Origin of the sequence: Inmirania thermothiophila, assembly GCF_003751635.1 — a bacterium.
Classification (GTDB): domain Bacteria; phylum Pseudomonadota; class Gammaproteobacteria; order DSM-100275; family DSM-100275; genus Inmirania; species Inmirania thermothiophila.
This window is the reverse complement of record NZ_RJVI01000002.1, coordinates 135,252-162,228: the sequence shown is the minus strand read 5'-3', so window position 1 is coordinate 162,228 and position 26,977 is coordinate 135,252. Positions and strand designations below refer to the sequence as shown.

At 72.5% G+C, this 26,977-nt stretch carries 23 protein-coding genes and 1 tRNA gene; 2 read left to right on the top strand and 22 right to left on the bottom strand.

What is annotated here, in order from left to right:
- Positions 1-75 precede the first annotated feature (75 nt).
- The gene (acs, locus tag EDC57_RS06415; RefSeq protein ID WP_123401078.1) at positions 76-2,019 is read left to right on the top strand and encodes an acetate--CoA ligase; all 1,944 of its coding nucleotides are present in this window, start codon (positions 76-78) and stop codon (positions 2,017-2,019) included.
- An 18-nt stretch (positions 2,020-2,037) separates the two neighbouring features.
- On the opposite strand, the gene EDC57_RS06410 is transcribed toward acs, so the two are convergent.
- From EDC57_RS06410 to EDC57_RS06330, 17 genes are all read right to left on the bottom strand, one after another.
- Positions 2,038-4,782 carry an ATP-binding protein gene (locus EDC57_RS06410; protein ID WP_123401077.1) on the bottom strand — a complete coding sequence of 915 codons (2,745 nt, stop codon included), beginning with the start codon at positions 4,780-4,782 and terminating at the stop codon, positions 2,038-2,040.
- Entirely contained in the window at positions 4,782-4,982 is a 201-nt protein-coding gene (locus EDC57_RS06405) for a hypothetical protein (protein ID WP_211331914.1), read from the bottom strand. Before EDC57_RS06405 ends, EDC57_RS06410 begins: the two co-directional genes overlap by 1 nt.
- Before the next feature lie 20 nt (positions 4,983-5,002).
- Positions 5,003-5,371 (bottom strand): response regulator transcription factor, encoded by a 369-nt coding sequence (locus EDC57_RS06400; protein ID WP_123401075.1) that lies wholly within the window; start codon positions 5,369-5,371, stop codon positions 5,003-5,005.
- 11 nt (positions 5,372-5,382) lie between these two features.
- Positions 5,383-5,643, bottom strand: a complete 261-nt coding sequence (locus tag EDC57_RS06395; protein ID WP_123401074.1) for a DUF6489 family protein — start codon at positions 5,641-5,643, stop codon at positions 5,383-5,385.
- A 106-nt stretch (positions 5,644-5,749) separates the two neighbouring features.
- Positions 5,750-7,807, bottom strand: coding sequence for a polyribonucleotide nucleotidyltransferase (pnp, locus tag EDC57_RS06390; RefSeq protein ID WP_425454796.1), 2,058 nt, complete (start codon positions 7,805-7,807; stop codon positions 5,750-5,752).
- A 50-nt stretch (positions 7,808-7,857) separates the two neighbouring features.
- A complete protein-coding gene (gene rpsO / locus EDC57_RS06385) occupies positions 7,858-8,127 on the bottom strand; it encodes a 30S ribosomal protein S15 (RefSeq protein WP_123401072.1) in 270 nt (89 codons plus the stop codon).
- Between the two features lie 91 nt (positions 8,128-8,218).
- A complete protein-coding gene (gene truB / locus EDC57_RS06380) occupies positions 8,219-9,136 on the bottom strand; it encodes a tRNA pseudouridine(55) synthase TruB (RefSeq protein WP_123401071.1) in 918 nt (305 codons plus the stop codon).
- Positions 9,133-9,510 (bottom strand): 30S ribosome-binding factor RbfA, encoded by a 378-nt coding sequence (rbfA, locus tag EDC57_RS06375; protein WP_170165063.1) that lies wholly within the window; start codon positions 9,508-9,510, stop codon positions 9,133-9,135. Before rbfA ends, truB begins: the two co-directional genes overlap by 4 nt.
- A gap of 26 nt (positions 9,511-9,536) precedes the next feature.
- Positions 9,537-12,068 (bottom strand): translation initiation factor IF-2, encoded by a 2,532-nt coding sequence (gene infB / locus EDC57_RS06370; RefSeq protein ID WP_123401069.1) that lies wholly within the window; start codon positions 12,066-12,068, stop codon positions 9,537-9,539.
- Between the two features lie 19 nt (positions 12,069-12,087).
- Positions 12,088-13,614, bottom strand: a complete 1,527-nt coding sequence (gene nusA / locus EDC57_RS06365) for a transcription termination factor NusA (protein ID WP_123401068.1) — start codon at positions 13,612-13,614, stop codon at positions 12,088-12,090.
- A gap of 38 nt (positions 13,615-13,652) precedes the next feature.
- The gene (gene rimP, locus EDC57_RS06360; protein ID WP_123401067.1) at positions 13,653-14,111 is read right to left on the bottom strand and encodes a ribosome maturation factor RimP; all 459 of its coding nucleotides are present in this window, start codon (positions 14,109-14,111) and stop codon (positions 13,653-13,655) included.
- A gap of 210 nt (positions 14,112-14,321) precedes the next feature.
- Positions 14,322-14,398, bottom strand: a tRNA-Met gene (locus EDC57_RS06355).
- A 50-nt stretch (positions 14,399-14,448) separates the two neighbouring features.
- Positions 14,449-15,789 carry a phosphoglucosamine mutase gene (glmM, locus tag EDC57_RS06350; RefSeq protein ID WP_123401066.1) on the bottom strand — a complete coding sequence of 447 codons (1,341 nt, stop codon included), beginning with the start codon at positions 15,787-15,789 and terminating at the stop codon, positions 14,449-14,451.
- 3 nt (positions 15,790-15,792) lie between these two features.
- Complete coding sequence (gene folP / locus EDC57_RS06345) at positions 15,793-16,641, bottom strand: dihydropteroate synthase (protein ID WP_123401065.1); 849 nt, start codon at positions 16,639-16,641, stop codon at positions 15,793-15,795.
- A gap of 68 nt (positions 16,642-16,709) precedes the next feature.
- The gene (gene ftsH / locus EDC57_RS06340) at positions 16,710-18,617 is read right to left on the bottom strand and encodes an ATP-dependent zinc metalloprotease FtsH (protein WP_123401064.1); all 1,908 of its coding nucleotides are present in this window, start codon (positions 18,615-18,617) and stop codon (positions 16,710-16,712) included.
- A gap of 116 nt (positions 18,618-18,733) precedes the next feature.
- Positions 18,734-19,351: an RlmE family RNA methyltransferase gene (locus EDC57_RS06335; RefSeq protein WP_123401063.1), complete on the bottom strand. Its 618-nt coding sequence runs from the start codon at positions 19,349-19,351 to the stop codon at positions 18,734-18,736.
- Positions 19,348-19,617, bottom strand: a complete 270-nt coding sequence (locus EDC57_RS06330) for a hypothetical protein (protein ID WP_123401062.1) — start codon at positions 19,615-19,617, stop codon at positions 19,348-19,350. The genes EDC57_RS06335 and EDC57_RS06330 overlap by 4 nt, the downstream gene beginning before the upstream one ends.
- On the opposite strand from EDC57_RS06330, the gene EDC57_RS06325 reads away from it, so the two are divergent.
- The gene (locus EDC57_RS06325; protein ID WP_123401061.1) at positions 19,616-19,927 is read left to right on the top strand and encodes a YhbY family RNA-binding protein; all 312 of its coding nucleotides are present in this window, start codon (positions 19,616-19,618) and stop codon (positions 19,925-19,927) included. The two genes, EDC57_RS06330 and EDC57_RS06325, sit on opposite strands and share 2 nt — an antisense overlap.
- Here EDC57_RS06325 and greA read toward each other — a convergent pair.
- The 5 genes from greA to dnaJ form a co-directional block, all read right to left on the bottom strand.
- Positions 19,918-20,394, bottom strand: a complete 477-nt coding sequence (greA, locus tag EDC57_RS06320) for a transcription elongation factor GreA (protein ID WP_123401060.1) — start codon at positions 20,392-20,394, stop codon at positions 19,918-19,920. The genes EDC57_RS06325 and greA overlap by 10 nt on opposite strands.
- Entirely contained in the window at positions 20,391-23,612 is a 3,222-nt protein-coding gene (carB, locus tag EDC57_RS06315; protein ID WP_123401059.1) for a carbamoyl-phosphate synthase large subunit, read from the bottom strand. The genes greA and carB overlap by 4 nt, the downstream gene beginning before the upstream one ends.
- Positions 23,613-23,634: 22 nt before the next feature.
- A complete protein-coding gene (gene carA / locus EDC57_RS06310) occupies positions 23,635-24,765 on the bottom strand; it encodes a glutamine-hydrolyzing carbamoyl-phosphate synthase small subunit (protein WP_123401058.1) in 1,131 nt (376 codons plus the stop codon).
- A 121-nt stretch (positions 24,766-24,886) separates the two neighbouring features.
- Positions 24,887-25,693 (bottom strand): 4-hydroxy-tetrahydrodipicolinate reductase, encoded by an 807-nt coding sequence (gene dapB, locus EDC57_RS06305; protein WP_123401057.1) that lies wholly within the window; start codon positions 25,691-25,693, stop codon positions 24,887-24,889.
- A gap of 84 nt (positions 25,694-25,777) precedes the next feature.
- Positions 25,778-26,914 carry a molecular chaperone DnaJ gene (gene dnaJ / locus EDC57_RS06300; RefSeq protein ID WP_123401056.1) on the bottom strand — a complete coding sequence of 379 codons (1,137 nt, stop codon included), beginning with the start codon at positions 26,912-26,914 and terminating at the stop codon, positions 25,778-25,780.
- Positions 26,915-26,977: the final 63 nt, after the last annotated feature.

Sequence of the window (26,977 nt, the reverse complement as noted above, 5' to 3'; positions counted from 1 at the left end):
GGTGCGTCTGGACACGAGCCCGCGGTCAGGGCCGACAGAACCACACCGAGGCACCACACGAGAGGGAGAGCAGGCATGTCCGACAGCAAGGTCTACGACGTCCCCGCCGAGTTCGCCGCGCGGGCGCACATCACCGCCGAGCGGTACGAGGAGATGTACCGCCGCTCGGTGGAGGACCCGGACGGCTTCTGGGCCGAGCAGGCGGAGAAGTTCGTCACCTGGTTCCGCAAGTGGGACAAGGTCTCCGACTGGAGCTACGACCCCGCCAATCTCTACATCCGCTGGTTCGAGGGCGCCAAGCTCAACGCCAGCTACAACTGCCTCGACCGCCACCTGGAGACCCGCGGCGACCAGATCGCCATCATCTGGGAGGGCGACGACCCCACGGTGGACCGCAAGATCACCTACCGCGAGCTCCACGAGGAGGTGTGCAAGTTCGCCAACGTCCTCAAGGCCCGCGGGGTCAAGAAGGGCGACCGCGTCTCCATCTACATGCCCATGATCCCGGAGGTGGCGGTGGCGATGCTCGCCTGCGCGCGCATCGGCGCCATCCACTCGGTGGTCTTCGGCGGCTTCTCGCCGGATTCGTTGCGGGACCGCATCCTCGACTCCGACTGCCGCGTCGTCATCACCGCCGACGAGGGCCTGCGCGGCGGCAAGCGCGTGCCCCTCAAGGCCAACACCGACGAGGCGCTGACCGCCTGCCCCAACGTCCACTCGGTGATCGTGGTCCGCCGCACCGGCGGCGAGGTGCCGTGGACCGAGGGCCGCGACTACTGGTACCACGAGGAGATGGCCAAGGCCTCCGCCGACTGCCCGCCCGAGGAGATGGATGCGGAGGACCCGCTGTTCATCCTCTACACCTCCGGCTCCACCGGCAAGCCCAAGGGCGTGCTCCACACCACCGGCGGCTACATGCTCTACACCGCCATGACCCACAAGTACGTCTTCGACTACCACGACGGCGACATCTACTGGTGCACCGCCGACGTGGGCTGGGTCACGGGGCACTCCTACATCGTCTACGGCCCGCTGGCCAACGGCGCCACCACCCTGATGTTCGAGGGCGTGCCCAACTATCCGGATCCCTCGCGCTTCTGGCAGGTGGTGGACAAGCACCAGGTCAACATCTTCTACACCGCGCCCACCGCGATCCGCGCGCTGATGCGCGAGGGCGACGAGCCGGTCAAGCGCACCAGCCGCAAGAGCCTCAAGCTCCTCGGCACGGTGGGCGAGCCCATCAACCCCGAGGCCTGGGAGTGGTACTACCACGTGGTGGGCGAGGGCCGCTGCCCCATCGTCGACACCTGGTGGCAGACCGAGACCGGCGGCATCCTCATCACCCCGCTTCCGGGCGCCACCCGCCTCAAGCCCGGCTCGGCGACGCGGCCCTTCTTCGGCGTCGTGCCCGCGCTGCTCGACGACCAGGGCAACGTGCTGGAAGGCGCCACCAGCGGCAACCTCGTGATGACGCGTCCCTGGCCGTCGCAGATGCGCACCGTCTACGGCGACCATCAGCGCTTCGTGGACACCTACTTCAAGATGTACCCGGGCTACTACTTCACCGGCGACGGGGCGCGCCGCGACGAGGACGGCTACTACTGGATCACCGGCCGCGTCGACGACGTCATCAACGTCTCCGGCCACCGCCTCGGCACCGCCGAGATCGAGAGCGCGCTGGTGCTGCACGACGCCGTCGCCGAGGCCGCGGTGGTGGGCTACCCCCACGACATCAAGGGCCAGGGGATCTATGCCTACGTGACCCTGGTCAAGGGGGTGGAGCCCAGCGACGCGCTGCGCCAGGAGCTGGTGCAGCTGGTGCGCAAGGAGATCGGCCCCATCGCCACCCCGGACGTGATCCAGTGGGCGCCGGGCCTGCCCAAGACCCGCTCGGGCAAGATCATGCGCCGCATCCTGCGCAAGATCGCCGCCAACGAGATCGACAACCTCGGCGACACCACGACCCTGGCCGATCCCAGCGTGGTCGACGACCTCATCGCCAACCGCGCCAGCCGCTAGGCGCGGCGCGGCAGGCCCTCAGCCCGGCGCCCCGGCGCCGGGCTTTTTCGTCTGCGCCGCCGCGAGCGGCAGGCTGAAGACGAAGCGCGCCCCGCCGCCCTCCGCCTCCTCCACCCAGATCCGGCCGCCGTGGTACTCCACGATGTGGCGGCAGATGGCAAGCCCCAGGCCGCTGCCGGTGGGCTTGTGGCCGCTGCGGTCGTGGACCTGGTGGAACTTGTCGAAGACGCGCTCGCGCTCCGCCGGCGGGATGCCGGGGCCGTTGTCGCTCACCGCCACCCGCGCCTCGCCCCCTTCCCGCCACGCCGACACCTCCACCCGCCCGCCCTCGGCGGGACAGAACTTGGCGGCGTTGGCGAGCAGATTGAGCAGCACCTGGGTGAGCCGGTCGCGATCGCCCGTCACCTCCAGCGGCTCCCGCGGCAGGCGCAGCACCAGCCGCACCCCGCGCTCGCGCAGGAGCTGGCCGCCGCTCTCCATCGCCTCGCGCACCACGGCCCCGAGGTCGAGCGCGGCCTCGTGCCACTGCACCCGCCCCGACTCCAGCCGCGCCAGATCCAGGACCTCGTTGACGAGGCGCGACAGCCGCTCCGTCTCCCGCACCAGGATGGCCAGGAACTCCTGCCGGCGCCCGCGCGGCATCTCCGGCTCCGAGAGCAGGATCTCGGCGAAGGCCCGGATCGAGGTCAGGGGCGTGCGCAGCTCGTGGCTCACGGTGGAGACGAACTCGTCCTTCATGCGGTCGAGCTCCTGCAGCCGCTCGTTGGCCGCCCGCAGCTCCTCGGTGGCCCGCTCCAGCTCGCGCGACTTCTCCTCGAGGCGGCGGCTGTACTCGATCACCTGCGAGGTCTCGTCGACGATCTCCATCACCTCGGCAAGCCCCACCTCGCCGCCCTGGACCACCGAGGCCACCATCACCCGCGCCGAGGCGGCGCCGATCGCCCCGGCGAGCTCCCGCTCCACCGCCCGCACCAGCCCGGGCGGGGCCTCCGCCTCGGCGGCGAGGGCGCAGCCTGCGGCCTCGGCCGCCCGCGCAAGGGCCTGCCCCGCGCGCGCCTCGCCCAGGAAGCGCGCAAGCAGCGCCTGCAGATCGCCGATGCGGGCGCTGCCCCGCCAGTCGCCGCCGGCGCCCGCGCGACGGCGGAAGACGTCCACGAAGAGCTCCGCCTGGACCCGCTCCAGGGGCCCCGGGCGGTCCAGCAGGGACACCCCCACGAGCAGCCCGACGTTGGCCACCAGGCTCCAGAAGACGGCGTGCGTGACCGGATCGAGCCCGGCGAGGCCGAGGAGGGCATAGGGCCGCAGGAGCGCGATCCCCCACGGGCCCGTCTCGAGGAAGCCCGCATCGAGCCAGCCCGAGCGCGCGAAGGCCGGCAGGAACAGGGTGTAGGCCCAGACCGCGAAGCCTGCGGCGAGCCCCGCCAGGGCGCCGCGGCGGGTCGCCCCGCGCCAGTAGATGCCGGCGAGGATCGGCGGCGCGAACTGCGCCGCGGCGGCGAAGGAGACGAGGCCCATGCTCACCAGGGCGTAGCCCTCGCCGATGAGGCGGAAGTAGGCGTAGCCGAGGAGCAGGATGAGGACGATGGCCCCGCGCCGCACCGCCAGCAGCAGCCCGCTCAGGCTCTCCCCCTCCAGCGCCCGCAGCCGCAGCAGCAGCGGGGTCACGAGGTCGTTGCAGATCATGGTGGAGAGGGCGATGGTGGCGACGATCACCATCCCGGTGGCGGCCGACAGCCCGCCGAGGAAGGCCAGCAGCGCCAGGCCCTCGCGCCCGCCTGCGAGCGGCAGGGCGAGGACGTAGGTGTCGGGGTCCACCTGGCCGCGGAAGACTAGCTCGCCGGCGAGCGCCAGCGGCAGCACGAAGAGGTTGATGGCGAGCAGGTAGAGGGGGAAGAGCCAGCTCGCCTTGCGCAGGTGCGCCTCGTTGACGTTCTCCACCACCAGGACCTGGAACTGGCGCGGCAGGAAGAGGATCGCCGCCATGGACAGCCCGGTGAGGGTGAACCAGCCCGCCGCCCCGCCGGGCACCGCCTCCCAGGTGAGCAGCCGCGCGAGACGCGGATCGGCGGCGGCGCGCGCGAACAGCGCCGCCGGCCCGTCGAACAGCCCGGCGACCGCGAAGACCCCCACCGCGGTGAGGGCCACGAGCTTGACCACCGACTCGAAGGCGATGGCGGCCACCATCCCCTCGTGGCGCTCGGTGGCGTCGAGATGACGGGTGCCGAAGAGGATGGAGAACAGCGCCATCACGAGGGCGACGTAGAAGGCCGTGTCGGCCAGGATCCCCCGCGTGGCCAGCGCCTCCGGCACCGCAGGCGCCTGCACCAGCACCTCGAAGCTGGTGGAGACCGCCTTGAGCTGCAGCGCGATGTAGGGTGTGATCCCCACCACCGCGATCACCGTCACCAGGCCGCCGATCCCCGTGCTCTTGCCGTAGCGGGAGGCGATGAAGTCGGCGATGGTGGTGATGCGGTGGGTCTTGCTGATGCGCACGATCTTGCGCAGCACCACCCACCACAGGCAGGCCGCCAGCGTCGGCCCCAGGTAGATGGGGAGAAAGCCGATGCCGGCGCTGGCCGCGCGGCCGACGCTCCCGTAGAAGGTCCAGGCCGTGCAGTAGACGGCGATGGACAGGGTGTAGGTGTAGGGGTTGGCGATCAGCGAGCGCCCGGCCGCGGCGCGCCGATCCCCGTAGTAGGCGATGGCGAAGAGGAGGGCGAGATAGGCCGCCGAGGCGGCGACGACCACGCCCTCGGGCAGCATCAGTCCCCTCCGCGCCGCAGCACCGCCGCCACCAGGGCGATCACGGCCCCCCAGGCGAGGAAGAGGTAGAGCGGCAGGGCCGGCAGCCCGCCCCACAGGCGCGGCTCGCGGAAGATCCCGAGGATGGGCGGGTCGAGCAGCAGCAGCCCCAGCAGCGCCACCGCCACCAGCCGCGCCGTCACCTGTCCCCTGCCGTCCACCGCCGCGGCCCCGCGCCCCCTCAGGCGCCCAGGATCGCCCGCACCTTGTCGGCCACCTCGCGGGTGGAGAAGGGCTTGGTGATGTAGTCGTCGGCGCCGAGCGCCAGCCCCCGCTCCCGCTCCACGTCCCGGCCCTTGGCCGTGAGCATCACGATGCGCACGCCGGCGAGCGCCGGATCCGCCCGCACCGCCTCGCACACCCGGTAGCCGTCGAGCCCCGGCATCATGACGTCGAGCAGCACCAGGTCCGGCGGCGCCTCGCGGATGCGCGCCAGCGCCTCCTCGCCGTCGGCGGCGGTCTGCACCTCGTAGCCCTCCCGCCGCATAAGATACTCCAGCGACAGCACGATGTTGGGCTCGTCGTCCACCACCAGCACGCGCTTGGCCACGTCTCCCTCCGTCAGCCCCCGGCTTCCTTCTCGTCCTCGCCGCCCCGGCCGGTCGCCGCCGACCAGAAGGCGCGCTGCACCGCCTCCAGCGAGCGCAGGTGCTCGGGCAGCAGCGGCGCGAGCAGCGCCGCTGCCTCGAAGCCCTTCACGCCCTGCTCCATCTGGGCCCGCAGCCGCTCCATGAGCTCGCGCTGCAGCGGCGCCACGTCGGGCAGGCCGAAGAAGGCCCGAAGCTCCTCGGGCTTGGCCTCGACGTCGATCCGGATCTTCATCGCCGCACCTCCTCCTCTCCCGCCCCACTATATCAGGCCGCGCAACCCCTGCAGGCATGAAAAAGGGGGCCCGCAGGCCCCCTTTCCGCGGCCGTGCGGGGCGCCGTCACTCGCCCTCGCCCACCGCCTTCATGCTGAGGCGGATGCGGCCCTGCTTGTCCACCTCCAGGACCTTGACCCGGACGCGGTCGCCCTCCCTGAGCTTGTCGCTGATGTTCTGCACCCGCTCCTCGGAGATCTGCGAGATGTGGAGCAGGCCGTCCCGCCCCGGCAGGATGGTGACGAAGGCCCCGAAGTCCATCAGGCGCACCACCTTGCCCTCGTAGACCTTGCCCACCTCCACGTCCGCGGTGATCTCCTCGATGCGCCGGCGCGCCTCGTCGCTCGCGGCCTTGTCCACCGAGGCGATGCGCACCGTGCCGTCGTCGTCGATGTCGATGGTGGTGCCGGTCTCCTCGGTGATGGAGCGGATGGTGGCGCCGCCCTTGCCGATGACGTCGCGGATCTTCTCGGGATCGATCTTGAAGCTGATGATCCGCGGGGCGTAGGGCGACATGTCGCTGCGCGGGCGGCTGATGACGGCGTCCATCCGGTCGAGGATGTGGAGCCGCCCCTCGCGCGCCTGCGCCAGCGCCTGCTCCATGATCTCGCGGGTGATGCCGTCGATCTTGATGTCCATCTGCAGGGCGGTGACGCCCTCGCGCGTGCCTGCGACCTTGAAGTCCATGTCGCCGAGATGGTCCTCGTCGCCGAGGATGTCGCTCAGCACCGCGAAGCGGTCGCCCTCCTTGATCAGGCCCATGGCGATGCCCGCCACCTGCGCCCGGATGGGCACCCCGGCGTCCATCAGCGACAGGCTCGCGCCGCACACCGTGGCCATGGAGCTCGAGCCGTTGGACTCGGTGATCTCGGAGACGACGCGGATGGCGTAGGGGAAGGCCTCGCGCGGGGGCATCACCGCCTTGACGCCGCGCTTCGCCAGCCGCCCGTGGCCGATCTCGCGCCGCTTGGGCGAGCCCACCATGCCCGTCTCCCCGACGCAGTAGGGCGGGAAGTTGTAGTGCAGCATGAAGGGCTCGCGATACTCGCCCTCGATGGCGTCGATGATCTGGGCGTCGCGCTCGGTGCCGAGCGTCGTCACCACCAGGGCCTGGGTCTCGCCGCGCGTGAACAGCGCCGAGCCGTGGGTGCGCGGAAGCAGCCCCACCTCGATGTGGATGGGGCGGATGGTGCGCGTGTCGCGCCCGTCGATGCGGCTGCCGCCGGCGAGGATGCGCCCGCGCACGATGCGCTTCTCGAGCGCTTCCACCGCCTCGCGCACCGCCTCGGTGGCATAGGCGCCGTCGGCGAGCAGGGCCTGCGCCACCCGGGCGCGGATCTCGGCGAGGCGCGCATAGCGGGCCTGCTTCTCGGCGATCTCGTAGGCGGCCCGGAAGTCCTCCTCGGCCAGCTCCGCCACCCGCGCCGCGAGGGCCTCGTCGGGCTCGGGCGGCTGCCAGTCCCAGGCCGGACGCCCGCCCTCGCGGGCCAGCTCGCGGATCGCCTCGATCACCACCTGCTGCTGCCGGTGGCCGAAGAGCACCGCCTCGAGCATGACATCCTCGGGCAGCTCGCGGGCCTCGGACTCCACCATCAGCACGGCCCGCTCGGTGCCGGCCACGACCAGGTCCAGATCGCTCTCCTCGAGCTCGGCGAAGCCCGGATTGAGGATGAACTGCCCGTCCCGGTAGCCCACGCGGGCGGCCCCGATGGGCCCGTTGAAGGGGATGCCCGAGACCGCCAGCGCCGCCGAGGCCCCGATCATCGCCGGCACGTCCGCATCGACCTCGCCGAGCGAGACCACGGTGGCGATGATCTGGACCTCGTTCTTGAAGCCTTTGGGGAAGAGCGGGCGGATGGGGCGGTCGATGAGGCGGGCGGTGAGGGTCTCCTTCTCCGAGGGGCGGCCTTCCCTGCGGAAGAAGCCCCCGGGGATCTTGCCCCCGGCGTAGGTCCGTTCCTGGTAGTGGACGGTGAGGGGGAAGAAGTCCCGCCCCTCCATCGCCTCCCGCACCCCGACCGCGGTGACGAGGACGACGGTGTCGTCCATCCGCACCAGCACGGCGCCGCTCGCCTGGCGGGCGATGGCGCCGGTCTCGAGGACCACCTTGCGGTCCCCGTACATGAACTCCTGCCTGACTGCTGCCACGGTAGGCTCCCGAAGCTGCGCGGCCGTCACCGGCGGATGCCGAGCCGCTGGATGAGGGTGCGGTAGCGCTCGGCGTCCTCGCGACGCAGGTAGTCGAGGAGCTTGCGGCGCTGGTTGACCATGCGGATCAGGCCGCGCCGGGAGTGGTTGTCGTGCTTGTGGCGCGCGAAGTGCTCGGTCAGCTGCTGGATGCGCTGCGTCAGCAGCGCCACCTGCACCTCCGGCGAACCGGTGTCGGACGGCCCGCGCTGGAACTCCTTGACGATCTCGGCCTTCTGCTCAGTGCTCAGCGGCATGGTTACGATAACTCCCAGACAGCGCTAGCGATTTTGGAAGGGGCGGTATTGTATCCGCGCCCCCCGCGGCGAACAAGGATAATCCCGCCCCTCAGCCCGCCCGCACCAGCCGGCGCGGGGCCACGCGCCCGTCGTCGAGGATCTCGCCGACGCCGAGGAAGGCCGCGTCCGGGGCGTAGAGCCGCACCCACCCGGCGGTGGGCGCCCGCGGAACCAGCACCGGCTGCCCCTGGCGGAGGTAGTAGGCGGCATCCGCATCGAGCCGGATCTCGGGCCAGGCCGCGAGCGCGCTCTCCATCGGCAGCAGCAGCCGGTCGAGGGCGTCGGTGCCGGCCTCCGCCGCCTCGCGCACCTGCTCCAGGGTCACCATCCCCTCGGCGCCGTAGGGACCCACGCCGGTGCGGCGCAGCGCCGCCACATGGCCGCCGCAGCCGAGCGCCTCGCCGATGTCCTCGGCGAGGGTGCGGATGTAGGTCCCCTTGGAGCAGTGGACCTCGATCTCCAGGGTCTCGCCCTCCATGCCCACCAGCGCCAGGGCGTGGATGGTCACCCGCCGCGGCCTGCGCTCCACCTCCTGCCCCTGGCGGGCGAGCCGGTAGAGGCGCTCGCCCTGGTGGCGCAGCGCCGAGTACATGGGCGGGATCTGCTCGATCTCGCCGCGGAAGCGGGCGAGCACGGCCTCCACCGCGGCACGCTCCAGGGCCGGCACCGGGCGCTCCTCCACCACCGCGCCGTCGGCGTCCCCCGTCTCCGTGCGTACCCCCAGGCGCACCCGCACCCAGTAGCGCTTGTCCGCGCCCAGGAGGAAGCCCGAGAGCTTCGTCGCCTCCCCCAGGCAGACCGGCAGCAGCCCGCTCGCGAGGGGGTCCAGGCTCCCCGTGTGGCCCGCCTTGCGGGCGCGGTAGAGGCGCTTGACGATCTGCAGCGCGCGATTGGAGGTGATCCCCGGCGGCTTGTCCAGGAGCAGCACCCCGCTCACGTTCCGCCGGTTGGCTCGGCGCTGGCTCATGCCTTCTCCTCTCCTTCCCCTTCCCCGCCGGAGCCCAGCGCATCCAGCAGGCGCGACAGGCGCGAGGCCTCGTCCAGCAGGGCGTCGTACTCGAAGCGCAGGCGCGGGATGGTGCGCAGGTGCAGGCGCCGCCCCAGCAGCCGGCGCAGGTGCCCGGCGGCGTGGTTGAGGGCCTCCACCGTCTCCTGCGCCCGTTCGGTGCGGTCCAGCACGCCCACGTAGACCCGGGCGTGGGCGAGATCGCGGCTGACCCGCACCGCCGACACCGTCACCGGGCCGACCCGCGGGTCCTTGACCTCGCGGCGGATGAGCTCGGCCAGCTCGCGCTGGAGCTGCTCGGCCACCCGCCGGGTACGATCGAACTCGCGCGGCACCCGCCCCTCCGTCCCGGCCCCGAGGCTCAGAGCTTGCGCTCCACCTCGATGCGCTCGTAGCACTCGATCTGGTCGCCCACCCGCACGTCGTTGTAGTTGCGCACGGCGATCCCGCACTCCGTGCCCGCGCGCACCTCGTCCACGTCGTCCTTGAAGCGGCGCAGCGACTCCAGCTCGCCCTCGAAGATCACCACGTTGTTGCGCAGGACCCGGATCGGGCTGTGCCGACGCACCACCCCGTCCACCACGAGGCAGCCCGCAACGGCGCCGAACTTGGACGAGCGGAAGACGTCGCGGACCTCGGCAAGCCCGATGATCTGCTCGCGCAGCTCCGGCTTGAGCAGGCCCTGGATCGCCTGCTTGACGTCGTCGATGGCCTCGTAGATGACGCTGTAGTAGCGGACCTCGAGGCCGCTGTCCTGGATCGCCCGCCGGGCGGCGCCGTCGGCGCGGACGTTGAAGCCGATGATGATGGCCTTGGAGGCCGCGGCGAGGTGGACGTCCGACTCGGTGATACCGCCGACCCCGGAGGCCACCACCCGGACCTTGACCTCGTCGTTGGAGAGCTTGGTCAGGGCCTCGCTGAGGGCCTCCACGCTGCCCTGCACGTCGGCCTTGACCACGAGGTTGACCTCCTGCGCCTCGCCCTCCTGGATCTGGCTGAACATCTCGTCCAGCCGCGCCGTCTGGCGCTGGGCGAGGCTCGCCTCGCGGGCCTTCTCGCGCCGGCGCTCCGCGATCTCCCGCGCCTTGCGCTCGTCGGCCACCACCACCGCCTCGTCGCCGGCGCTGGGCACCCCCGAAAGCCCCAGCACCTGCACCGGGATGGAGGGCCCGGCCGACTCCACCGCCCGCCCGTTCTCGTCGAACATCGCGCGCACGCGGCCGTACTCGGCGCCGGCGAGCAGGACGTCGCCCTTGCGCAGGGTGCCCCGCTGCACCAGCACGGTGGCCACCGGACCCCGCCCCTTCTCCAGCGAGGACTCCAGCACCACGCCCTTGGCCGGACCCTCGGCCACCGCCTTGAGCTCGAGCAGCTCCGCCTGCAGCAGGATGGCGTCGAGCAGCTCGTCGATGCCCTGGCCGGTCTTCGCCGAGACCGGCACGAAGAGGGTGTCGCCGCCCCAGTCCTCGGGCACCACCTGCTCGGCCGCAAGCTCGTTCTTGACGCGGTCCGGGTCGGCCTCCGGCTTGTCGATCTTGTTCACCGCGACCACGATGGGCACCCCGGCGGCGCGGGCGTGCTGGATCGCCTCCTTGGTCTGGGGCATGACGCCGTCGTCGGCGGCCACCACCAGGACCACGATGTCCGTGGCCTGGGCGCCGCGGGCGCGCATGGCGGTGAAGGCGGCATGGCCGGGGGTGTCGATGAAGGTGACGGTGCCGCGCGGCGTCTCCACGTGGTAGGCGCCGATGTGCTGGGTGATGCCGCCGGCCTCGCCCGCGGCGACCCGGCTCTTGCGGATGTAGTCGAGGAGCGAGGTCTTGCCGTGGTCGACATGGCCCATGACCGTGACCACGGGGGGACGCGGCACCGGCTCGGCCTCCACCGCCGCCTCCTCCACCAGCGCCGCCTCCAGATCCTCCTCGCGCAGGAGCTTGGCCTTGTGGCCCATCTCCTCCACCACCAGGGCCGCCGTCTCCTGGTCGATGCTCTGGTTGATGGTGGCCATGACCCCCATCTTCAGCATCACCTTGATGACCTCGGCCGCCTTGACCGCCATCTTCTGCGCCAGCTCGGCGACGGTGATGGTCTCGGGGATGGTGACCTCCCGCACGATGGGCTGGGTCGGACGCGCAAAGCCGTGCGCGCTCTTCGTGGTGACGGCCACCCGCTGCGGGCGCGGGCGCTTCCGGCGCCGCTCGCCCTTGCCCGACGCCACGTGGAGCTCCTCGCGCCGGATGTGGCCCTTGGCCACCTCCGGCGGCGGCGCGATCTTGGCCTCGGCGCGCCGCTCGGCCTCGGCCTCCTTGCGCGCCTCCCGCTCGGCCGCGCGCGCCTCCTCCTCGGCGCGGCGACGGGCCTCCTCCTCCTCGGCACGTCGCCGGGCCTCGGCCTCCTCGGCCTGGCGCCGCGCGGCCTCCTCCTCGGCACGCCGCCGCGCCTCCTCCTCGGCCTGGCGTCGTGCGGCCTCCTCCTCGGCGCGCCGGCGCGCCGCCTCCTCCTCGGCTTGGCGCCTGGCCTCGGCCTCGGCGAGCTTGGCCGCGTCCTCCTCGAGGCGCTTGCGCTCCTCGTCGAGGACGAGGCTGCGCTTGACGTAGGTCCGCTTGCGGCGGACCTCGACGCTGACCGTCTTGACGCGCCCCTGGGCGGTCTGCCTCAGCTCGGCGTGGGCCTTGCGCTTGAGGGTGATCTTCTTCGGCTCGGCCACCACCGCCGGCTCGCCGTCCTTGCCGTGGGCACGACGCAGGTGGCGCAGCAGCTGCAGCCGCTCCTCCTCGCTCAGGGCCTGGTCGGGTCCGCTCACCGCGAGCCCCGCCTCGCCCAGCTGGGCGAGCAGCCGCTCCACGGGGACGCCCACCACCTGCGCAAGCTGCCTGACCGTGACCTCGCTCATCGACGCGCCTCCTGCCGCCTCAACCCTGCTGCCCCTCGGCCGCCGCACCGTCGGCCTGCTCGAACCAGGGGGCCCGCGCCTTCATGATGAGATCCGCCGCCCGCTCCCGGTCCAGGCCCTCCACCGCCTCGACGACGTCGTCGACGGCCTGCTCGGCGAGATCCTCCGCCGTGCGGATACCCGCGCGCGCCAGCGCGTACGCGAGCTCCCGATCCATCCCCTCGAGGGCGAGGAGGTCCTCGGCCGGCCGGTGGGCCTCCTCCTCCTCCTCCTTGGCCAGCGCCTTCAGCAGCAGCACGTCGCGGGCCCGGTTGCGCAGCTCCTCCACGATGCCCTCGTCGAACTCCTCGATCTCCAGCAGCTCCTGCACCGGCACGTAGGCCACCTCCTCGAGGGAGGAGAAGCCTTCCTGGACGAGGATGGTCGCCACCTCCTCGTCGACGTCGAGCTGCTCCATGAACATCCGCACCAGGGCCTCGGCCTCGGCCTCGCTCTTCTGGCGAGCCTCCTCCTCGGTCATGATGTTGATCTCCCAGCCCGTGAGCTGGCTCGCCAGACGCACGTTCTGCCCGCCCCGCCCGATCGCCAGCGAGAGCTGATCCTCGGGCACCGCGACGTCCATGGTGTGCGTCTCCTCGTCGACCACGATGTGGGAGACCTCGGCCGGCGACATGGCGTTGATGACGAACTGGGCCGGGTTCTCGTCCCACTGGATGATGTCGACGCGCTCGCCCGAGAGCTCGTTGGAGACCGCCTGCACCCGCGAGCCGCGCATGCCGACGCACGCCCCCACGGGATCGATGCGCGGATCCTTGCTGCGCACGGCGATCTTGGCCCGTGCCCCCGGGTCCCGCGCGGCGGCGACGATCTCGATCAACCCCTCGCCCACCTCCGGGACCTCCAGCTTGAACAGCTCGACGAGGAACTCCGGGCAGGTGCGGCTGACGAAGAGCTGCGGCCCGCGCGGCTCCGGGCGCACGTCCTTGAGGTAGCCGCGCAGGCGGTCGCCCGGGCGCACCGCCTCGCGCGGGATCATCTCCTCGCGGGGGATCACCGCCTCGGCGTTGCCGCCGAGGTCCAGGAAGACGTTCCCGCGCTCGACCCGCTTGACGATGCCGGTGACCAGCTCGCCCTTGCGGTCCTTGAACTGCTCCACGATGCGCGCGCGCTCGGCGTCGCGCACCTTCTGCACGATGACCTGCTTGGCGGCCTGGGCGGCGATGCGGCCGAACTCCACCGACTCCATGGGCTCCTCGATGCGCTCGCCCACCTCGACGTCGGGCTTGCGGGCGCGCGCCTCCGACAGGCGCAGCTGCCAACCGGGGTGCTCCAGCTCCTCCACCTCGTCCGGCACCACCTCCCAGTAGCGGAAGGTCTCGTAGTCGCCGGTCTCGCGGTCGATGCGCACGCGCACCCCGATGTCGCCGCCCGCCTTCTTGCGCGTGGCCGAGGCCAGCGCCGCCTCGAGGGCCTCGAAGATCTCCTCGCGGTCGACACCCTTCTCGTTGGCCACCGCGTCCACCACCAGCAGGATGTCCTTGCTCATCTCGTCTCAGCCTCCGCTCCGCACCCCGCGCGGGACCCTCACAGCTGCGGCACCAGCCGCGCCCGCTCGATCGCCGCCAGCGCCAGACGCACCTCCGCCCCGTCCACCTCCAGCACCACCTCCTCGCCCTCCACGCCGCGCAGCAGCCCCGTGTAGTTGCGCCGCCCCCCGGCGTCGCCGGCGAGCCGCACCCGCACCCACGCACCCGCGTGGCGTTCGAAGTGCTCGCGCCGGAACAGGGGCCGGTCGAGCCCCGGCGAGGAGACCTCCAGCAGGTAGCTGCCCGGGATCGGATCGGCCACGTCCAGCACGCCGCTGATCTGCTCGCTGACGCGCTCGCAGTCGTCGAGCCCGATCCCGTCCGGATGATCGATGTAGACGGTGAGCACCACGCGCCGGCCCCGCCGCCCCTGGTCGATGCCCAGGAGCTCGTAGCCGAGCCCCTCCACCACCGGGGCGACCAGCGCGTAGAGCTCCTCCGACGCCTGCCTGATCATCCGCCGTCCAAACAAAAAAGCGGGCCTGCGGCCCACCCCCGCCCCCACGCGCCGCACCTAACAAAAAACCCCGCGAGCGGGGTTCCTTGCAGCGGTGGCCCGTGTCTCGCCACCTCCTCGGCGAAGCGGAGGAATTATAGCCCCACCGACGCCCCGCCTCAAGGGCGCCCGGAAAGACGAAGCCCCGGCCGCGGCCGGGGCTTCCTGATCTGGTAGCGGGGGCAGGATTTGAACCTGCGACCTTCGGGTTATGAGCCCGACGAGCTACCGGACTGCTCCACCCCGCAATCGACGGGCGCAGATTCTATTCAGGACGGGCGCGCGATGCAACCGCCCCTCAGCCCAGCTCCTCGGCCACTACCGCCGCCAGCGCCTCGGCCAGCCGCCGCACCTCCGCCGCGTCCTCGCCCTCCACCATGACCCGGATCACCGGCTCGGTGCCCGAGGGGCGCAGCAGCACGCGGCCCCGGCCGTCCAGCCGCCCCTCCGTGTCGCGGATCGCCTCGCGCAGCCGCGGCGTCGGCGCCAGCTCGCGCACGATCCCGGCGACGCGGACGTTGACCAGCTCCTGCGGGTAGCGGGCGAGCCCGGCCAGCAGCGCCGAAAGCGGCCTGCCCTCACGCACCATCGCCTCCAGCACCTGCAGGCCGCTGACGATGCCGTCGCCGGTGGTGGTGCGGTCCAGGCAGATGATGTGGCCCGAGGTCTCGCCGCCCAGGGTCCAGCCGCGGGCGTTGAGGGCCTCGAGGATGTAGCGGTCCCCCACCCGGGTCCGGTGCAGGCCGATGCCGAGCCCGGCCAGTGCCTGCTCCAGGCCGAGGTTGGTCATCTGCGTGCCGACCACGTCGCCGCGCAGCTCCCCGCAGGCGTGGCGGGCGCGGGCGATGACGTAGAGCAGGCCGTCGCCGTCCACGATCTCGCCGCGCTCGTCCACCATCACCACCCGGTCGCCGTCCCCGTCGAAGGCGAGGCCCGCGTCCGCACCCTCCCGCAGCACCGCCTCGCGCAGGGCCTGCGGGGCGGTGGAGCCGCAGCCGTCGTTGATGTTGAGCCCGTTGGGCGAGATCCCGATGGGGACCACCTCGGCCCCCAGCTCGCGGAAGACCGCCGGGGCGATGTGGTAGGTGGCCCCGTGGGCGCAGTCCACCACGAGCTTCATGCCCTTGAGGCTGAAGCGCGGCGGGACCGTGCTCTTGCAGAACTCGATGTAGCGCCCGGCGGCGTCGTCGACCCGCTGGGCGCGCCCGAGCCGCGCCCCCTCCACGGTGACGAAGGGGCGCTCGAGCTCGGCCTCGATGGCCTCCTCCACCGCGTCCGGCAGCTTGGCCCCGTCGGCGGAGAAGAACTTGATGCCATTGTCGTGATAGGGGTTGTGGGAGGCGCTGATGACGATGCCGGCCTCGGCGCGCAGGGTCCGCGTCAGGTACGCGATCCCCGGCGTCGGCATCGGCCCGAGGAGGAGGATGTCCACCCCGGCCGCCGAGAGCCCCGCCTCCAGCGCCGACTCGAACATGTAGCCGGAGATGCGCGTGTCCTTGCCGATCACCACGCGGTGGGCGCCGCGCTGGGCCAGCACCCGGCCCGCGGCCCAGCCGAGACGCAGCACGAACGGCGCCGTCACCGGCTCCTCGCCCACGCGCCCGCGCACCCCGTCGGTGCCGAAGTAGCGCCTCGCCATCCCTCAGCCCTCCTCTTCCGTCGCCCCTTGCAGCGCCGCACACACGGCGAGGGCGTCCACGGTGGCGGCGACGTCGTGCACGCGCACGATGCGCGCGCCGAGCCAGGCGGCGATCACCGCCGCCGCCACCGATCCGTGCAGCCGCCCCTCCACCGGGCGCTCGCCGAGGATCGCCCCGATCATGGACTTGCGGGAGATCCCCACCAGCACCGGGTAGCCGGCGGCGACGATGCGGTCCAGGCGGCGCAGCAGGGTCAGGTTGTGCGCGAGGGTCTTGCCGAAGCCGAAGCCGGGATCGAGGAGAATACGCCCGCGATCCATGCCCGCCGCCTCGCAGGCCGCCGCGCGCGCAAGCAGGAACCCGCGCACCTCGGCGACCACGTCGTCGTAGCGGGGATCGCGCTGCATGGTGCGGGGCTCGCCCTTCATGTGCATCAGGCACACCGGCAGCCCCGTGGCCGCCGCCGCCTCCAGCGCCCCCGGCTCGCGCAGGGCGCGCACGTCGTTGATGAGCCCCGCGCCGGCCTCGGCGCAGCGCAGCATCACCTCCGGCTTGCTGGTGTCCACCGAGACCGGCACCGGCAGCTCCGCCGCGAGGCGCCGCACCACCGGCTCGACCCGCCGCAGCTCCTCCTCCGCGTCCACCGGCGCCGCACCGGGCCGGGTCGATTCGCCGCCCACGTCGACGAGGTCGGCCCCCTCCTCCACCATCTGCCAGGCGCGCTCGCAGGCGCGCCCGGGGTCGGCCCACCGGCCGCCGTCCGAGAACGAGTCCGGCGTGACGTTGAGGATCCCCATGACCCGCGGCCGGCCCAGATCGAGCCAGCGTCCGCCGCAGTCGATGCCCGGCATCGCCCTCCCCCAGTCCGCAACGGCCACGGCCGCCCGCAGGCGGCCGTGGGTTCGCGCCGCCGCGGCGCTCAGTGCTCGCTCGCGGGTCTCCCGATGGCGCCGTCGGTGCGCCCGCCCCGCGCCGGCGCCGCCACCGCCTCGCCGGGGCCGACGTCGGAGTCGGACCAGCCCTGGGGCGGGCGGGGCGGGCGCCCGGCCATGATGTCGTCGATCTGCTCGCTGTCGAGCGTCTCGTACTTCATCAGGGCCTCGGCCATGGCGTGCAGCTTGTCCCGGTGCTCGGTGAGGATCTCGCGGGCGCGGGTGTAGTTGCGCTCGATGATCGCGCGCACCTCCTCGTCGATGGCCCGCGCCGTCTCCTCGGAGACGGTCTTGTGGCGCGTGATGGCGTGGCCGAGGAAGACCTCGCCCTCCTCCTCGCTGTAGGTGAGCGGCCCCAGCCGCTCCGAGAGGCCCCATTTGGTGACCATGCTGCGGGCGATCTCGGTGGCGCGCTGGATGTCGTTCTGCGCCCCCGTGGTGACGCACTCGGGCCCGAAGACCAGCTCCTCGGCGACGCGGCCGCCGAAGAGGCTCGCGATCTGGCTCTCCAGGCGCCGGCGCGAGTAGCTGTAGCGGTCGTCCTCGGGCAGGAACACCGTCACCCCGAGGGCGCGCCCGCGCGGAATGATGGAGACCTTGTGCACGGGGTCGTGGTCGGGCACCAGCCGCCCGACGATGGTGTGGCCGGACTCGTGGTAGGCGGTGAGCCGCTTCTCGTCCTCACTCATCACCATGGAGCGGCGCTCGGCCCCCATGAGGATCTTGTCCTTGGCGCGCTCGAAGTCCTCCATGTCCACCACGCGCTTGTTGGCGCGCGCCGCGAAGAGAGCGGCCTCGTTGACGAGGTTGGCGAGATCCGCCCCCGAGAAGCCCGGCGTGCCGCGCGCGATGATGGCCGGCTTGACGTCGTCGGCGAGCGGCACGCGGCGCATGTGCACGCGCAGGATCTGCTCGCGGCCGCGCACGTCGGGCAGCGGCACCACCACCTGGCGGTCGAAGCGCCCGGGGCGCAGCAGCGCCGGGTCCAGCACGTCCGGCCGGTTGGTGGCGGCGATGACGATCACGCCCTCGTTGCCCTCGAAGCCGTCCATCTCCACCAGGAGCTGGTTCAGGGTCTGCTCGCGCTCGTCGTGGCCGCCGCCGAGGCCCGCCCCGCGGTGGCGCCCGACGGCGTCGATCTCGTCGATGAAGACGATGCAGGGGGCGTGCTTCTTGGCCTGGTCGAACATGTCGCGCACGCGCGAGGCGCCCACGCCCACGAACATCTCCACGAAGTCCGACCCGGAGATGGTGAAGAAGGGCACCTTGGCCTCGCCGGCGATGGCCTTGGCGAGCAGCGTCTTGCCCGTCCCCGGCGGCCCCACCATGAGGACGCCGCGGGGGATCTTGCCGCCGAGGCGCTGGAACTTGGCCGGGTCGCGCAGGAACTCCACCAGCTCGGCCACCTCCTGCTTCGCCTCCTCGACCCCGGCCACGTCGGCGAAGGTGACCTTGACCTGGTCCTCGCTGAGCATGCGGGCCCGGCTCTTGCCGAAGGACATGGCACTGCGCCCGCCGGCCCCGCCCTGCATCTGGCGCATGAAGAAGACCCAGACGCCGATGAGGAGCAGCATCGGGAACCAGGAGATGAAGATCTGCATCAGGAGCGACTGCTGCTCCGGCGGGCGGGCGTCGATCTCCACCCCCGCATCCAGCAGGTCGCCGATGAGGCCCGGATCCCCCGGGCTGTAGGTGGTGAAGCGCTGTCCGGCGCGCGTCAGCCCCTGGATCGTGCGCCCCTCGATCACCACCTTCTCGACGTTGCCCTGGCGCACCTCCTCGATGAACTGGGAGTAGGCGACCTGGTGCGAGGGGGTCGGCCGGGCCCCGAAGTTGTTGAACACCGACATCAGGACCACGGCGATGATGATCCAGAGGATCAGGTTCTTGGCCATGTCATTCAAGGCAGAAGCCCTCCAGCCTGGCGGCACGCGGCACGGAGCCGCCGCCCGCCCCCGGGGCCGTGCGCGGATGCAGGGGGGGTGGCATGCGGTTCCGCCGTCCCGGCCGACTATACATGACTATAGTGCCTGGCCAGGAGATAAAGTTCACTGCTGCGCGCCCGCGAGGCGGGCGGCTTGCGCGTGGCCACGGCGGCGAAGGCCGCCCCCAGGCGCGCCCGCAGGGCGGCAAGCTCGGGCCCCTCGAAGACCTTCACGAGCAGGTCCCCGCCCGGGCGCAGGACCCCCTCGGCGAAGTCGATGGCGGCAAGCGCCAGCGCCTCGGCGAGGGCGCGGTCGCGATCGCGGACCCCGCTCAGGCTCGGCGCCATGTCGGAGAGGACGAGGTCGGCGGGGCCGCCGAGCCGGGCCCGCACGGTCTCGGCCACCGCCGCCTCCGTGAAGTCCCCCTGGACGAAGTCCACCCCCGCGATGGGCGCCATGGGGAGCCGGTCCACGGCGACCACGCGACCGCCCGGCGCCACCCGCCCGGCGGCGTACTCGGACCATCCCCCCGGCGCCGCGCCCAGATCCACCACCACCATCCCGGGGCGCAGCAGCCGGTCGCGGCGGTCGAGCTCGGCCAGCTTGTAGCCCGCCCGCGAGCGCCGGCCCTCCTCGCGCGCCCGCCGCACGTAGGGATCGCGGCGCTGCCGCGCGAGCCAGCGCCGGCTGCTCGCGCGGCTCACGCCCCCTCCCCGCGCTCGAGCGCGCGCAGCAGACGCCGCGTCCGCCACACCAGCCACAGCGCGGCACCGGCGCCGTAGGCGGCCGCCACCGCAAGCCCCGCCCCCCGCCCCAGCCAGCGCACGCAGAGGAGCGCCACCGGCAGGGCGAGGAGGACGAGCAGCCCGAGCTCGAGCTTGACCGGGTTGAGCGGGCTCGGCGCGATGGTGAAGGCGCCCCGCGGCGGCGCTACACTGTGCGCCCCTTTCCGTGCAGGATCAGCGGCCATGCTCAGCGAGCCCCAGAAGCGCAATCTGCGCCGCCTCGGCCACCGCCTGCGGCCGGTGGTGATCCTCGGCCAGGCCGGCCTCAGCGCGGGCGTGCGCGCCGAGCTCGAGCGGGCCTTCGCCGACCACGAGCTCGTCAAGGTGCGGATCAACGCCGCCGACCGCGCCGCCCGCGCGGCGCTGCTCGCGGCGATCCTGGAGGCGACCCGTGCCGAGCTGGTGCAGCGCATCGGCCATGTCGCCCTCCTCTACCGGCGCAACCCCGAGCGCCCGCGCATCGACCCCGACGCCGGGCCGCGGTCTCACTCGTAGCGGACGTCGACGATCTCGTAGTGGCGCACCCCGGCCGGCGCCTGCACCTCCACCTCGTCGCCCGCCTCCTTGCCGATGAGCGCCCGCGCGATGGGGGAGCTGACCGAGATCAGCCCCTGTTTGATGTCGGCCTCGAGGTCGCCGACGATCTGGTAGGTCACCTTCTCGTCGGTCTCGACGTCGAGCAGCTCCACGGTGGCCCCGAAAACCACCTTGCCGTTGGCCGGCAGGGTGGCGACGTCGATGATCTGGGCCGAGGCGAGCTTGCTCTCGAGCTCCTTGATGCGTCCCTCGATGAAGCTCTGCTGCTCCTTGGCGGCGTGGTACTCGGCGTTCTCCCGCAGGTCGCCGTGGGCACGGGCCTCGGCGATGGCCTTGATGATGCGGGGACGCTCCTCGTTCTTCAGGCGCCTGAGCTCCTCACGCAGGCGCTCGGCGCCGCGACGGGTCAGGGGCACCCTGGTCATGATCCTCCCTCCGCGTGCAGGTCCTGCAGCCGGTAGACGTCGCCGCCCCCCTCCTCCGCGATGGCCACGCAGATGGCGCGCGCCCCGGCGAGGGTGGTGGTGTAGGCCACCTTGTGCTGGAGCGCGGTGCGGCGGATCTCGTAGGAGTCGGCGATCGCCTGCCTGCCTTCGGTGGTGTTGATGATGAGGCTCACCTCGTCGTTCTTGAGCATGTCCACGATGTGGGGCCGTCCCTCCTTGACCTTGTTCACCCGGGTCACCGCAAGCCCCGCCGCCTGCAGCGCCGCCGCGGTGCCGGCGGTGGCGTAGAGCTCGAAGCCGCAGGCCGCGAGCATCCGCGCGCACTCGACTGCGCCCGGCTTGTCGGCGTCGCGCACGCTGAGCAGCGCCCGCCCGCCCCGCGGCAGCCGCTGCCCGGCGGCCAGCTGCGCCTTGGCGAAGGCCTCCCCGAAGCTGCGGCCGACGCCCATCACCTCGCCCGTAGACTTCATTTCGGGCCCGAGCAGGGGATCGACGCCGGGGAACTTGATGAAGGGGAAGACGGCCTCCTTGACCAAATAATAGCGCGGCGTACACTCCGTGGTCAGTCCCTGCTCGGCGAGGCTGCGGCCGGTCATGCAGCGCACCCCCACCTTGGCCAGGGGCACCCCCACCGCCTTGGAGACGAAGGGCACCGTGCGCGAGGCCCGCGGGTTGACCTCCAGGACGTAGATCTCGCCGTCCTGGATCGCGAACTGGGCGTTGACCAGGCCCACCACCCGAAGCTCCAGGGCGAGCCGCCGCATCTGCTCGCGCAGCGCCTCCTGCAGCGCCCCATCCAGCGAGTGCGGCGGCAGGGCGCAGGCGGAGTCGCCGGAATGGACCCCCGCCTGCTCGATGTGCTCCATGATGCCGCCGATCCAGACCCGCTCGCCGTCGCAGACCGCGTCCACGTCCACCTCGATGGCGTCGTCGAGGAAGCGGTCCAGCAGCACCGGCGAGTCGTTGGAGACCTGCACCGCCTCGCGCATGTAGCGGCCGAGGTCCTCTTCGCCGTAGACGATCTCCATCGCCCGCCCCCCGAGGACGTAGGACGGGCGCACCACCAGCGGATAGCCGATCTCGCGCGCCAGCGCCAGGGCCTCCTCGGCGCTCGAGGCGGTGCGGTTGGGGGGCTGGCGCAGACCGAGGCGGTGCACGAGCCCCTGGAAGCGCTCGCGGTCCTCCGCGAGGTCGATGGACTCGGGGCTGGTGCCGATGATGGGCGCGCCCGCCCGCTCCAAGGCGCGGGCGAGCTTGAGCGGGGTCTGCCCGCCGTACTGGACGATCACCCCCTCCGGCCGCTCCACGTGCAGGATCTCCAGCACGTCCTCGAGGGTGAGCGGCTCGAAGTAGAGCCGGTCGGAGGTGTCGAAGTCGGTGGAGACCGTCTCCGGGTTGCAGTTGACCATGATGGTCTCGAAGCCGTCCTCGCGCAGGGCCAGGGCCGCGTGCACGCAGCAGTAGTCGAACTCGATGCCCTGGCCGATGCGGTTGGGGCCGCCGCCGAGGATGACGATCTTGCGCCGGTCGGTGGGCTCGGCCTCGCACTCCTCCTCGTAGGTGGAGTAGAGATAGGCGGTGGTGGTGGCGAACTCGGCCGCGCAGGAGTCGACGCGCTTGAAGACCGGGCGCACCCCGAGCTGGTGGCGCAGGACCCGGACCGCCTCCTCGGAGGTGTCCAGGAGCCGCGCCAGGCGCCGGTCCGAGAAGCCCATGCGCTTGAGCGCACGCAGCCGCTCGCGGTCGAGGGCCTCGAGCCCCGCGGCCCGCACCGCCTCCTCCTCGCGCACGATCTCCTCGATCTGGGCGAGGAACCAGGGGTCGATGGCGCTGAGCTCGTGCACCTCGTCCACCCCCAGCCCCATGCGGAAGGCGTCGGCGACGTAGCGGATGCGCTCGGGCCCGGGCTGGCGCAGCTCGTGGCGCAGCGTCTCGAGGGCGTCCTCGCCGTCGCGATCGAGGATCTCGTCGAGGCCGTCGATGCCGGTCTCGAGCCCGCGCAGCGCCTTCTGCAGCGACTCCTGGAAGGTGCGCCCGATGGCCATCACCTCGCCCACCGACTTCATCTGCGTGGTCAGGCGCGGCTCGGCCTGGGGGAACTTCTCGAAGGCGAAGCGCGGGATCTTGGTGACCACGTAGTCGATGGTGGGCTCGAAGGAGGCCGGCGTGGCGCCGCCGGTGATCTCGTTGGCGAGCTCGTCCAGGGTGTAGCCGACGGCGAGCTTGGCCGCCACGCGCGCGATGGGAAAGCCCGTGGCCTTGGAGGCGAGGGCCGAGGAGCGCGACACGCGCGGGTTCATCTCGATCACCACCATGCGCCCGTCGGCGGGATTGACGGCGAACTGGACGTTGGAGCCGCCGGTGTCCACCCCGATCTCGCGCAGCACGGCGATGGCGGCGTCGCGCATGCGCTGGTATTCCTTGTCGGTGAGCGTCTGCGCCGGCGCCACGGTGATGGAGTCGCCGGTGTGCACCCCCATGGGGTCGAGGTTCTCGATGGAGCAGACGATGATGCAGTTGTCCCTGCGGTCCCGCACCACCTCCATCTCGAACTCCTTCCACCCCAGCACCGACTCCTCCAGCAGGACCTCGGTGGTGGGCGAGAGGTCGAGGCCGCGCTCGACGATCTCGAGGAACTCCTCGCGGTTGTAGGCGATGCCGCCGCCGCTGCCGCCGAGGGTGAAGGAGGGGCGGATGATCACCGGGAAGCCGATGGAGGGCTGGACCTGCACCGCCTCCTCGACGCTGTGGGCGATGGCGGCGCGCGGCACCTCCAGGCCGATGCGCTGCATGGCCTCGCGGAAGCGCTCGCGGTCCTCGGCCTTGTCGATGGCCTCGCGGCTGGCGCCGATGAGCTCGACGCCGAAGGCGTCCAGCACCCCCTCGCGGGCGAGGTCGAGGGCGGTGTTGAGCGCGGTCTGCCCGCCCATGGTGGGCAGCAGCGCGTCGGGGCGCTCGCGCTCGATGATGCGGGCCACCGTGCGCCACTCCACCGGCTCCACGTAGACGGCGTCGGCCATCTCCGGGTCGGTCATGATGGTGGCCGGGTTGGAGTTGACGAGGATGACGCGGTAGCCCTCCTCGCGCAGGGCCTTGCAGGCCTGGCTGCCGGAGTAGTCGAACTCGCAGGCCTGGCCGATGATGATGGGACCCGCGCCCAGGATCAGGATCGATTCGATGTCGGTGCGTTTCGGCATGGGCGTCGCGTTCAGGGCCGCCTCAGGCGGCCGCCTCCATGAGACGGACGAAGCGGTCGAAGAGGTGGCCCACGTCGTGGGGGCCGGGGCTCGCCTCCGGGTGGCCCTGGAAGCCGAAGGCGGGGGCCTCCGTGTGCTCGATCCCCTGGAGCGAACCGTCGAAGAGGGAGCGGTGGGTGGGGCGCAGGGTCGGCGGCAGGCTCACCTCGTCCACGGCGAAGCCGTGGTTCTGGCTGGTGATAAGGACGCGGCCGCCGTCGAGCTCCAGCACCGGATGGTTGGCGCCGTGGTGGCCGAACTTCATCTTCACCGTGCGCGCCCCCGCGGCGAGCCCGAGGATCTGGTGCCCGAGGCAGATCCCGAACAGCGGCACGCCCCGCCCGAGGAAGGTGCGCGCGGCCTCGATGGCGTAGCGGCACGGCTCGGGATCGCCCGGGCCGTTGGAGAGGAAGACCCCGTCCGGGGCCATGGCCAGGACCTCCTCGGCGGGCGTGGCCGCCGGCACCACGGTCACGCGGCAGCCGCGCGCCACCAGCATGCGCAGGATGTTGCGCTTGACCCCGAAGTCGTAGGCCACCACGTGCAGGCGCGGCGCGGGCCGCGGCGCCGCGGCGTCGGCGGCGAGGTCCCAGGTGGACTCGGTCCACTCGTAGCGCTCGGCGGTGGTCACCTCCCGCGCCAGATCCATGCCCTTCAGGCCCGGAAAGGCCTGGGCCAGCGCCACCGCCTCCGCGGGATCGGCGTCGTCACCGGCCCAGAGGCAGCCGTTCATGGCGCCGCGGGTGCGCAGCCTGCGGGTCAGGGCGCGGGTGTCGAGGCCGGCGATGGCGACCACGCCGCGCCGCTCCAGGTAGGCGGGCAGATCCTCGCGGGCGCGCCAGCTGCTCGCGCGCGGCGGCACGTCGCGCACCACCAGCCCCGAGGCCCAGATCCGCGCCGCCTCCTCGTCGCCGGGGTTGGCGCCGACGTTGCCGATGTGCGGATAGGTCAGGGTGACGATCTGGCGGGCGTAGGAGGGATCGGTGAGGATCTCCTGGTAGCCCGTCATGGCGGTGTTGAACACCACCTCGCCGACGACCCGGCCGGGCACGCCGACGGATACGCCCCGGAAGATCGTGCCGTCTTCCAGCGCGAGCAGTGCCGGTGCGCGCAAGGGGACCGCCTCCTCGTTCAGGGATCGCACACAGAAAGCGGGAGGGGCCGCAGCCCATCCCGCCCATGCGGCCGCCACGCGGCCAAATTGACGGCATTTTAAGCCCCCGCGACGGGGGTGTCTAATCGCGCAGCCCGAGCACGTCCTGCATGTCGTAGAGCCCCGGCGGGCGGCCCACGACCCAGGCCGCCGCCCGCATGGCGCCGGCGGCGAAGGTCATGCGGCTCGAGGCGCGGTGGGTGATCTCCACCCGCTCCCCCTCGGCGGCGAAGAGCACCGTGTGCTCGCCCACGATGTCCCCGGCGCGGATGGTGGCGAAGCCGATCTGCTCGCGCGGCCGCGCCCCGGTATGGCCCTCGCGGCCGTAGACCGCGCAGGCCGTGAGGTCCCGCCCGAGGGCCTGCGCCACCACCTCGCCCAGGCGCAACGCCGTGCCCGAGGGCGCGTCGACCTTGTGGCGATGGTGGGCCTCGACGATCTCCACGTCCACCGCGTCACCCAGCACCCGCGCCGCCAGCTCCGCGAGGCGGAAGCAGAGGTTGACGCCGACGCTCATGTTGGGCGCGAAGACGATGGGGATCTCGGCCGCGGCCTCCTCCACTGCGCGGCGCTGGCCGCCGTCGAGGCCGGTGGTGCCGATCACCATCGCCCGCCCGGCGCGGCGGCACGCCGCGACGTGGGCCACCGTCGGCTCCGGCAGCGTGAACTCCACCAGCACCTCGGCGCGCGCGAGCACCGCCTCCACGTCGTCGGTGACCGCCACCCCGAGGGCCGCCCCCCCGGCCAGCACCCCGGCGTCGCTGCCCAGGGCGGGGCTGCCGGGCCGCTCGAGGGCGCCGGCAAGCTCCAGCCCCTCCGCCTGCCGGCAGGCCTCCACCAGGGCCCGCCCCATGCGCCCTGCCGCACCCGCGATCGCCACCCGTGCCATCGTCCCCCCTCCGGTTCCAGAGCCTGTCCGCGCGGCGCAGGATAGCGCAGGCGGCAGGCCCGCCGCACCGCGTCCCGCCCCCGCTCAGCGCCCGCCGGTGATGGCCTCGAAGAAGCGCTTGACGCCGTCGAGCCAGGAGCTCTCGCGCGGGTTGTGGCGCCCGCCCGAGCCCGACATGGTCCGCCCCAGCTCCTCCAGCAGCTCGCGCTGCCGCGGCGTGAGGTTGACCGGGGTCTCCACCACGACGCGGCAGAGCAGGTCCCCGGGCGGGCCGCCGCGCACCGGCCGCACGCCCTTGCCGCGCAGGCGGAAGAGCTTGCCGGTCTGGGTCTCGGGCGGGATGCGCAGGACCACCCGGCCGTCCAGGGTGGGGATCTCCAGCTCGCCGCCGAGGGCCGCGGTGACGATGTTGACCGGCACCTCGCAGTAGAGGTCGTTGCCGTCGCGGCGGAAGATGGGGTGCTCGCGCACCCGGATGTGGACGTAGAGGTCGCCGGGCGGGCCGCCCTGCTCGCCCGCCTCGCCCTCGCCGGCGAGGCGGATGCGGTCGCCCGTGTCGACCCCGGGCGGGACCTTGACCGAGAGCGTCTTGCTGCGCTGGACCCGGCCCCGGCCGCGACACGCCGGGCACGGCCGCTCGATCAGCACCCCCGCGCCCCGGCAGTGGGGGCAGGTCTGCTGGATGGAGAAGAAGCCCTGCTGCATCCGCACCTGGCCGTGGCCGCCGCAGGTGCGGCAGGTCACCGGGCGGGTGCCCGGGGCGGCGCCGCTGCCGCCGCAGACCTCGCAGGCGGCCAGGGTCGGGACGCGGATCCGCACCGTGGTGCCCCGCACCGCCTCCTCGAGGTCGATCTCGAGGTTGTAGCGCAGGTCCGCCCCGCGGTAGCTGCGCCCGCCGCCGCCCTCGCCGAAGATGTCGCCGAAGATGTCGCCGAAGATGTCGCTGAAGCTCGGACCCCGCCCGCCGAAGCCGCCCCCGCCGGCGGCGGCCGCGGGATCGACGCCGGCGTGGCCGAACTGGTCGTAGGCGGCCCGCTTCTGGGGATCGGAGAGGACCTCGTAGGCCTCCTTGATCTCCTTGAAGCGCTCCTCGGCCTCCTTGTCCCCCGGATTGCGGTCCGGGTGGTACTTCATGGCGAGGCGCCGGTAGGCCTTCTTGATCTCGGCGTCGCTGGCGTTGCGCGCGACCCCGAGCGCCTCGTAGTAGTCACGCCTGGGCATGCATGGCTCCCCTGTCGCGCCGCCTCGGCCGCGGCCCCGGCGCCCCGAACACGCAGGCGCGCG

What these genes read in the sequence shown, in the direction of transcription:
- acs (WP_123401078.1), top strand. Translation starts at nt 76, where the DNA reads ATGTCCGACAGCAAGGTCTACGACGTCCCCGCCGAGTTCGCCGCGCGG.
- EDC57_RS06410 (WP_123401077.1), bottom strand. Translation starts at nt 4,782, where the DNA reads ATGCTGCCCGAGGGCGTGGTCGTCGCCGCCTCGGCGGCCTATCTCGCC.
- EDC57_RS06395 (WP_123401074.1), bottom strand. Translation starts at nt 5,643, where the DNA reads ATGAAGATCCGGATCGACGTCGAGGCCAAGCCCGAGGAGCTTCGGGCC.
- pnp (WP_425454796.1), bottom strand. Translation starts at nt 7,807, where the DNA reads ATGTACGGGGACCGCAAGGTGGTCCTCGAGACCGGCGCCATCGCCCGC.
- rpsO (WP_123401072.1), bottom strand. Translation starts at nt 8,127, where the DNA reads ATGCCGCTGAGCACTGAGCAGAAGGCCGAGATCGTCAAGGAGTTCCAG.
- truB (WP_123401071.1), bottom strand. Translation starts at nt 9,136, where the DNA reads ATGAGCCAGCGCCGAGCCAACCGGCGGAACGTGAGCGGGGTGCTGCTC.
- infB (WP_123401069.1), bottom strand. Translation starts at nt 12,068, where the DNA reads ATGAGCGAGGTCACGGTCAGGCAGCTTGCGCAGGTGGTGGGCGTCCCC.
- nusA (WP_123401068.1), bottom strand. Translation starts at nt 13,614, where the DNA reads ATGAGCAAGGACATCCTGCTGGTGGTGGACGCGGTGGCCAACGAGAAG.
- rimP (WP_123401067.1), bottom strand. Translation starts at nt 14,111, where the DNA reads ATGATCAGGCAGGCGTCGGAGGAGCTCTACGCGCTGGTCGCCCCGGTG.
- glmM (WP_123401066.1), bottom strand. Translation starts at nt 15,789, where the DNA reads ATGGCGAGGCGCTACTTCGGCACCGACGGGGTGCGCGGGCGCGTGGGC.
- folP (WP_123401065.1), bottom strand. Translation starts at nt 16,641, where the DNA reads ATGCCGGGCATCGACTGCGGCGGACGCTGGCTCGATCTGGGCCGGCCG.
- ftsH (WP_123401064.1), bottom strand. Translation starts at nt 18,617, where the DNA reads ATGGCCAAGAACCTGATCCTCTGGATCATCATCGCCGTGGTCCTGATG.
- EDC57_RS06325 (WP_123401061.1), top strand. Translation starts at nt 19,616, where the DNA reads ATGCTCAGCGAGCCCCAGAAGCGCAATCTGCGCCGCCTCGGCCACCGC.
- EDC57_RS06330 (WP_123401062.1), bottom strand. Translation starts at nt 19,617, where the DNA reads ATGGCCGCTGATCCTGCACGGAAAGGGGCGCACAGTGTAGCGCCGCCG.
- greA (WP_123401060.1), bottom strand. Translation starts at nt 20,394, where the DNA reads ATGACCAGGGTGCCCCTGACCCGTCGCGGCGCCGAGCGCCTGCGTGAG.
- carB (WP_123401059.1), bottom strand. Translation starts at nt 23,612, where the DNA reads ATGCCGAAACGCACCGACATCGAATCGATCCTGATCCTGGGCGCGGGT.
- dapB (WP_123401057.1), bottom strand. Translation starts at nt 25,693, where the DNA reads ATGGCACGGGTGGCGATCGCGGGTGCGGCAGGGCGCATGGGGCGGGCC.
- dnaJ (WP_123401056.1), bottom strand. Translation starts at nt 26,914, where the DNA reads ATGCCCAGGCGTGACTACTACGAGGCGCTCGGGGTCGCGCGCAACGCC.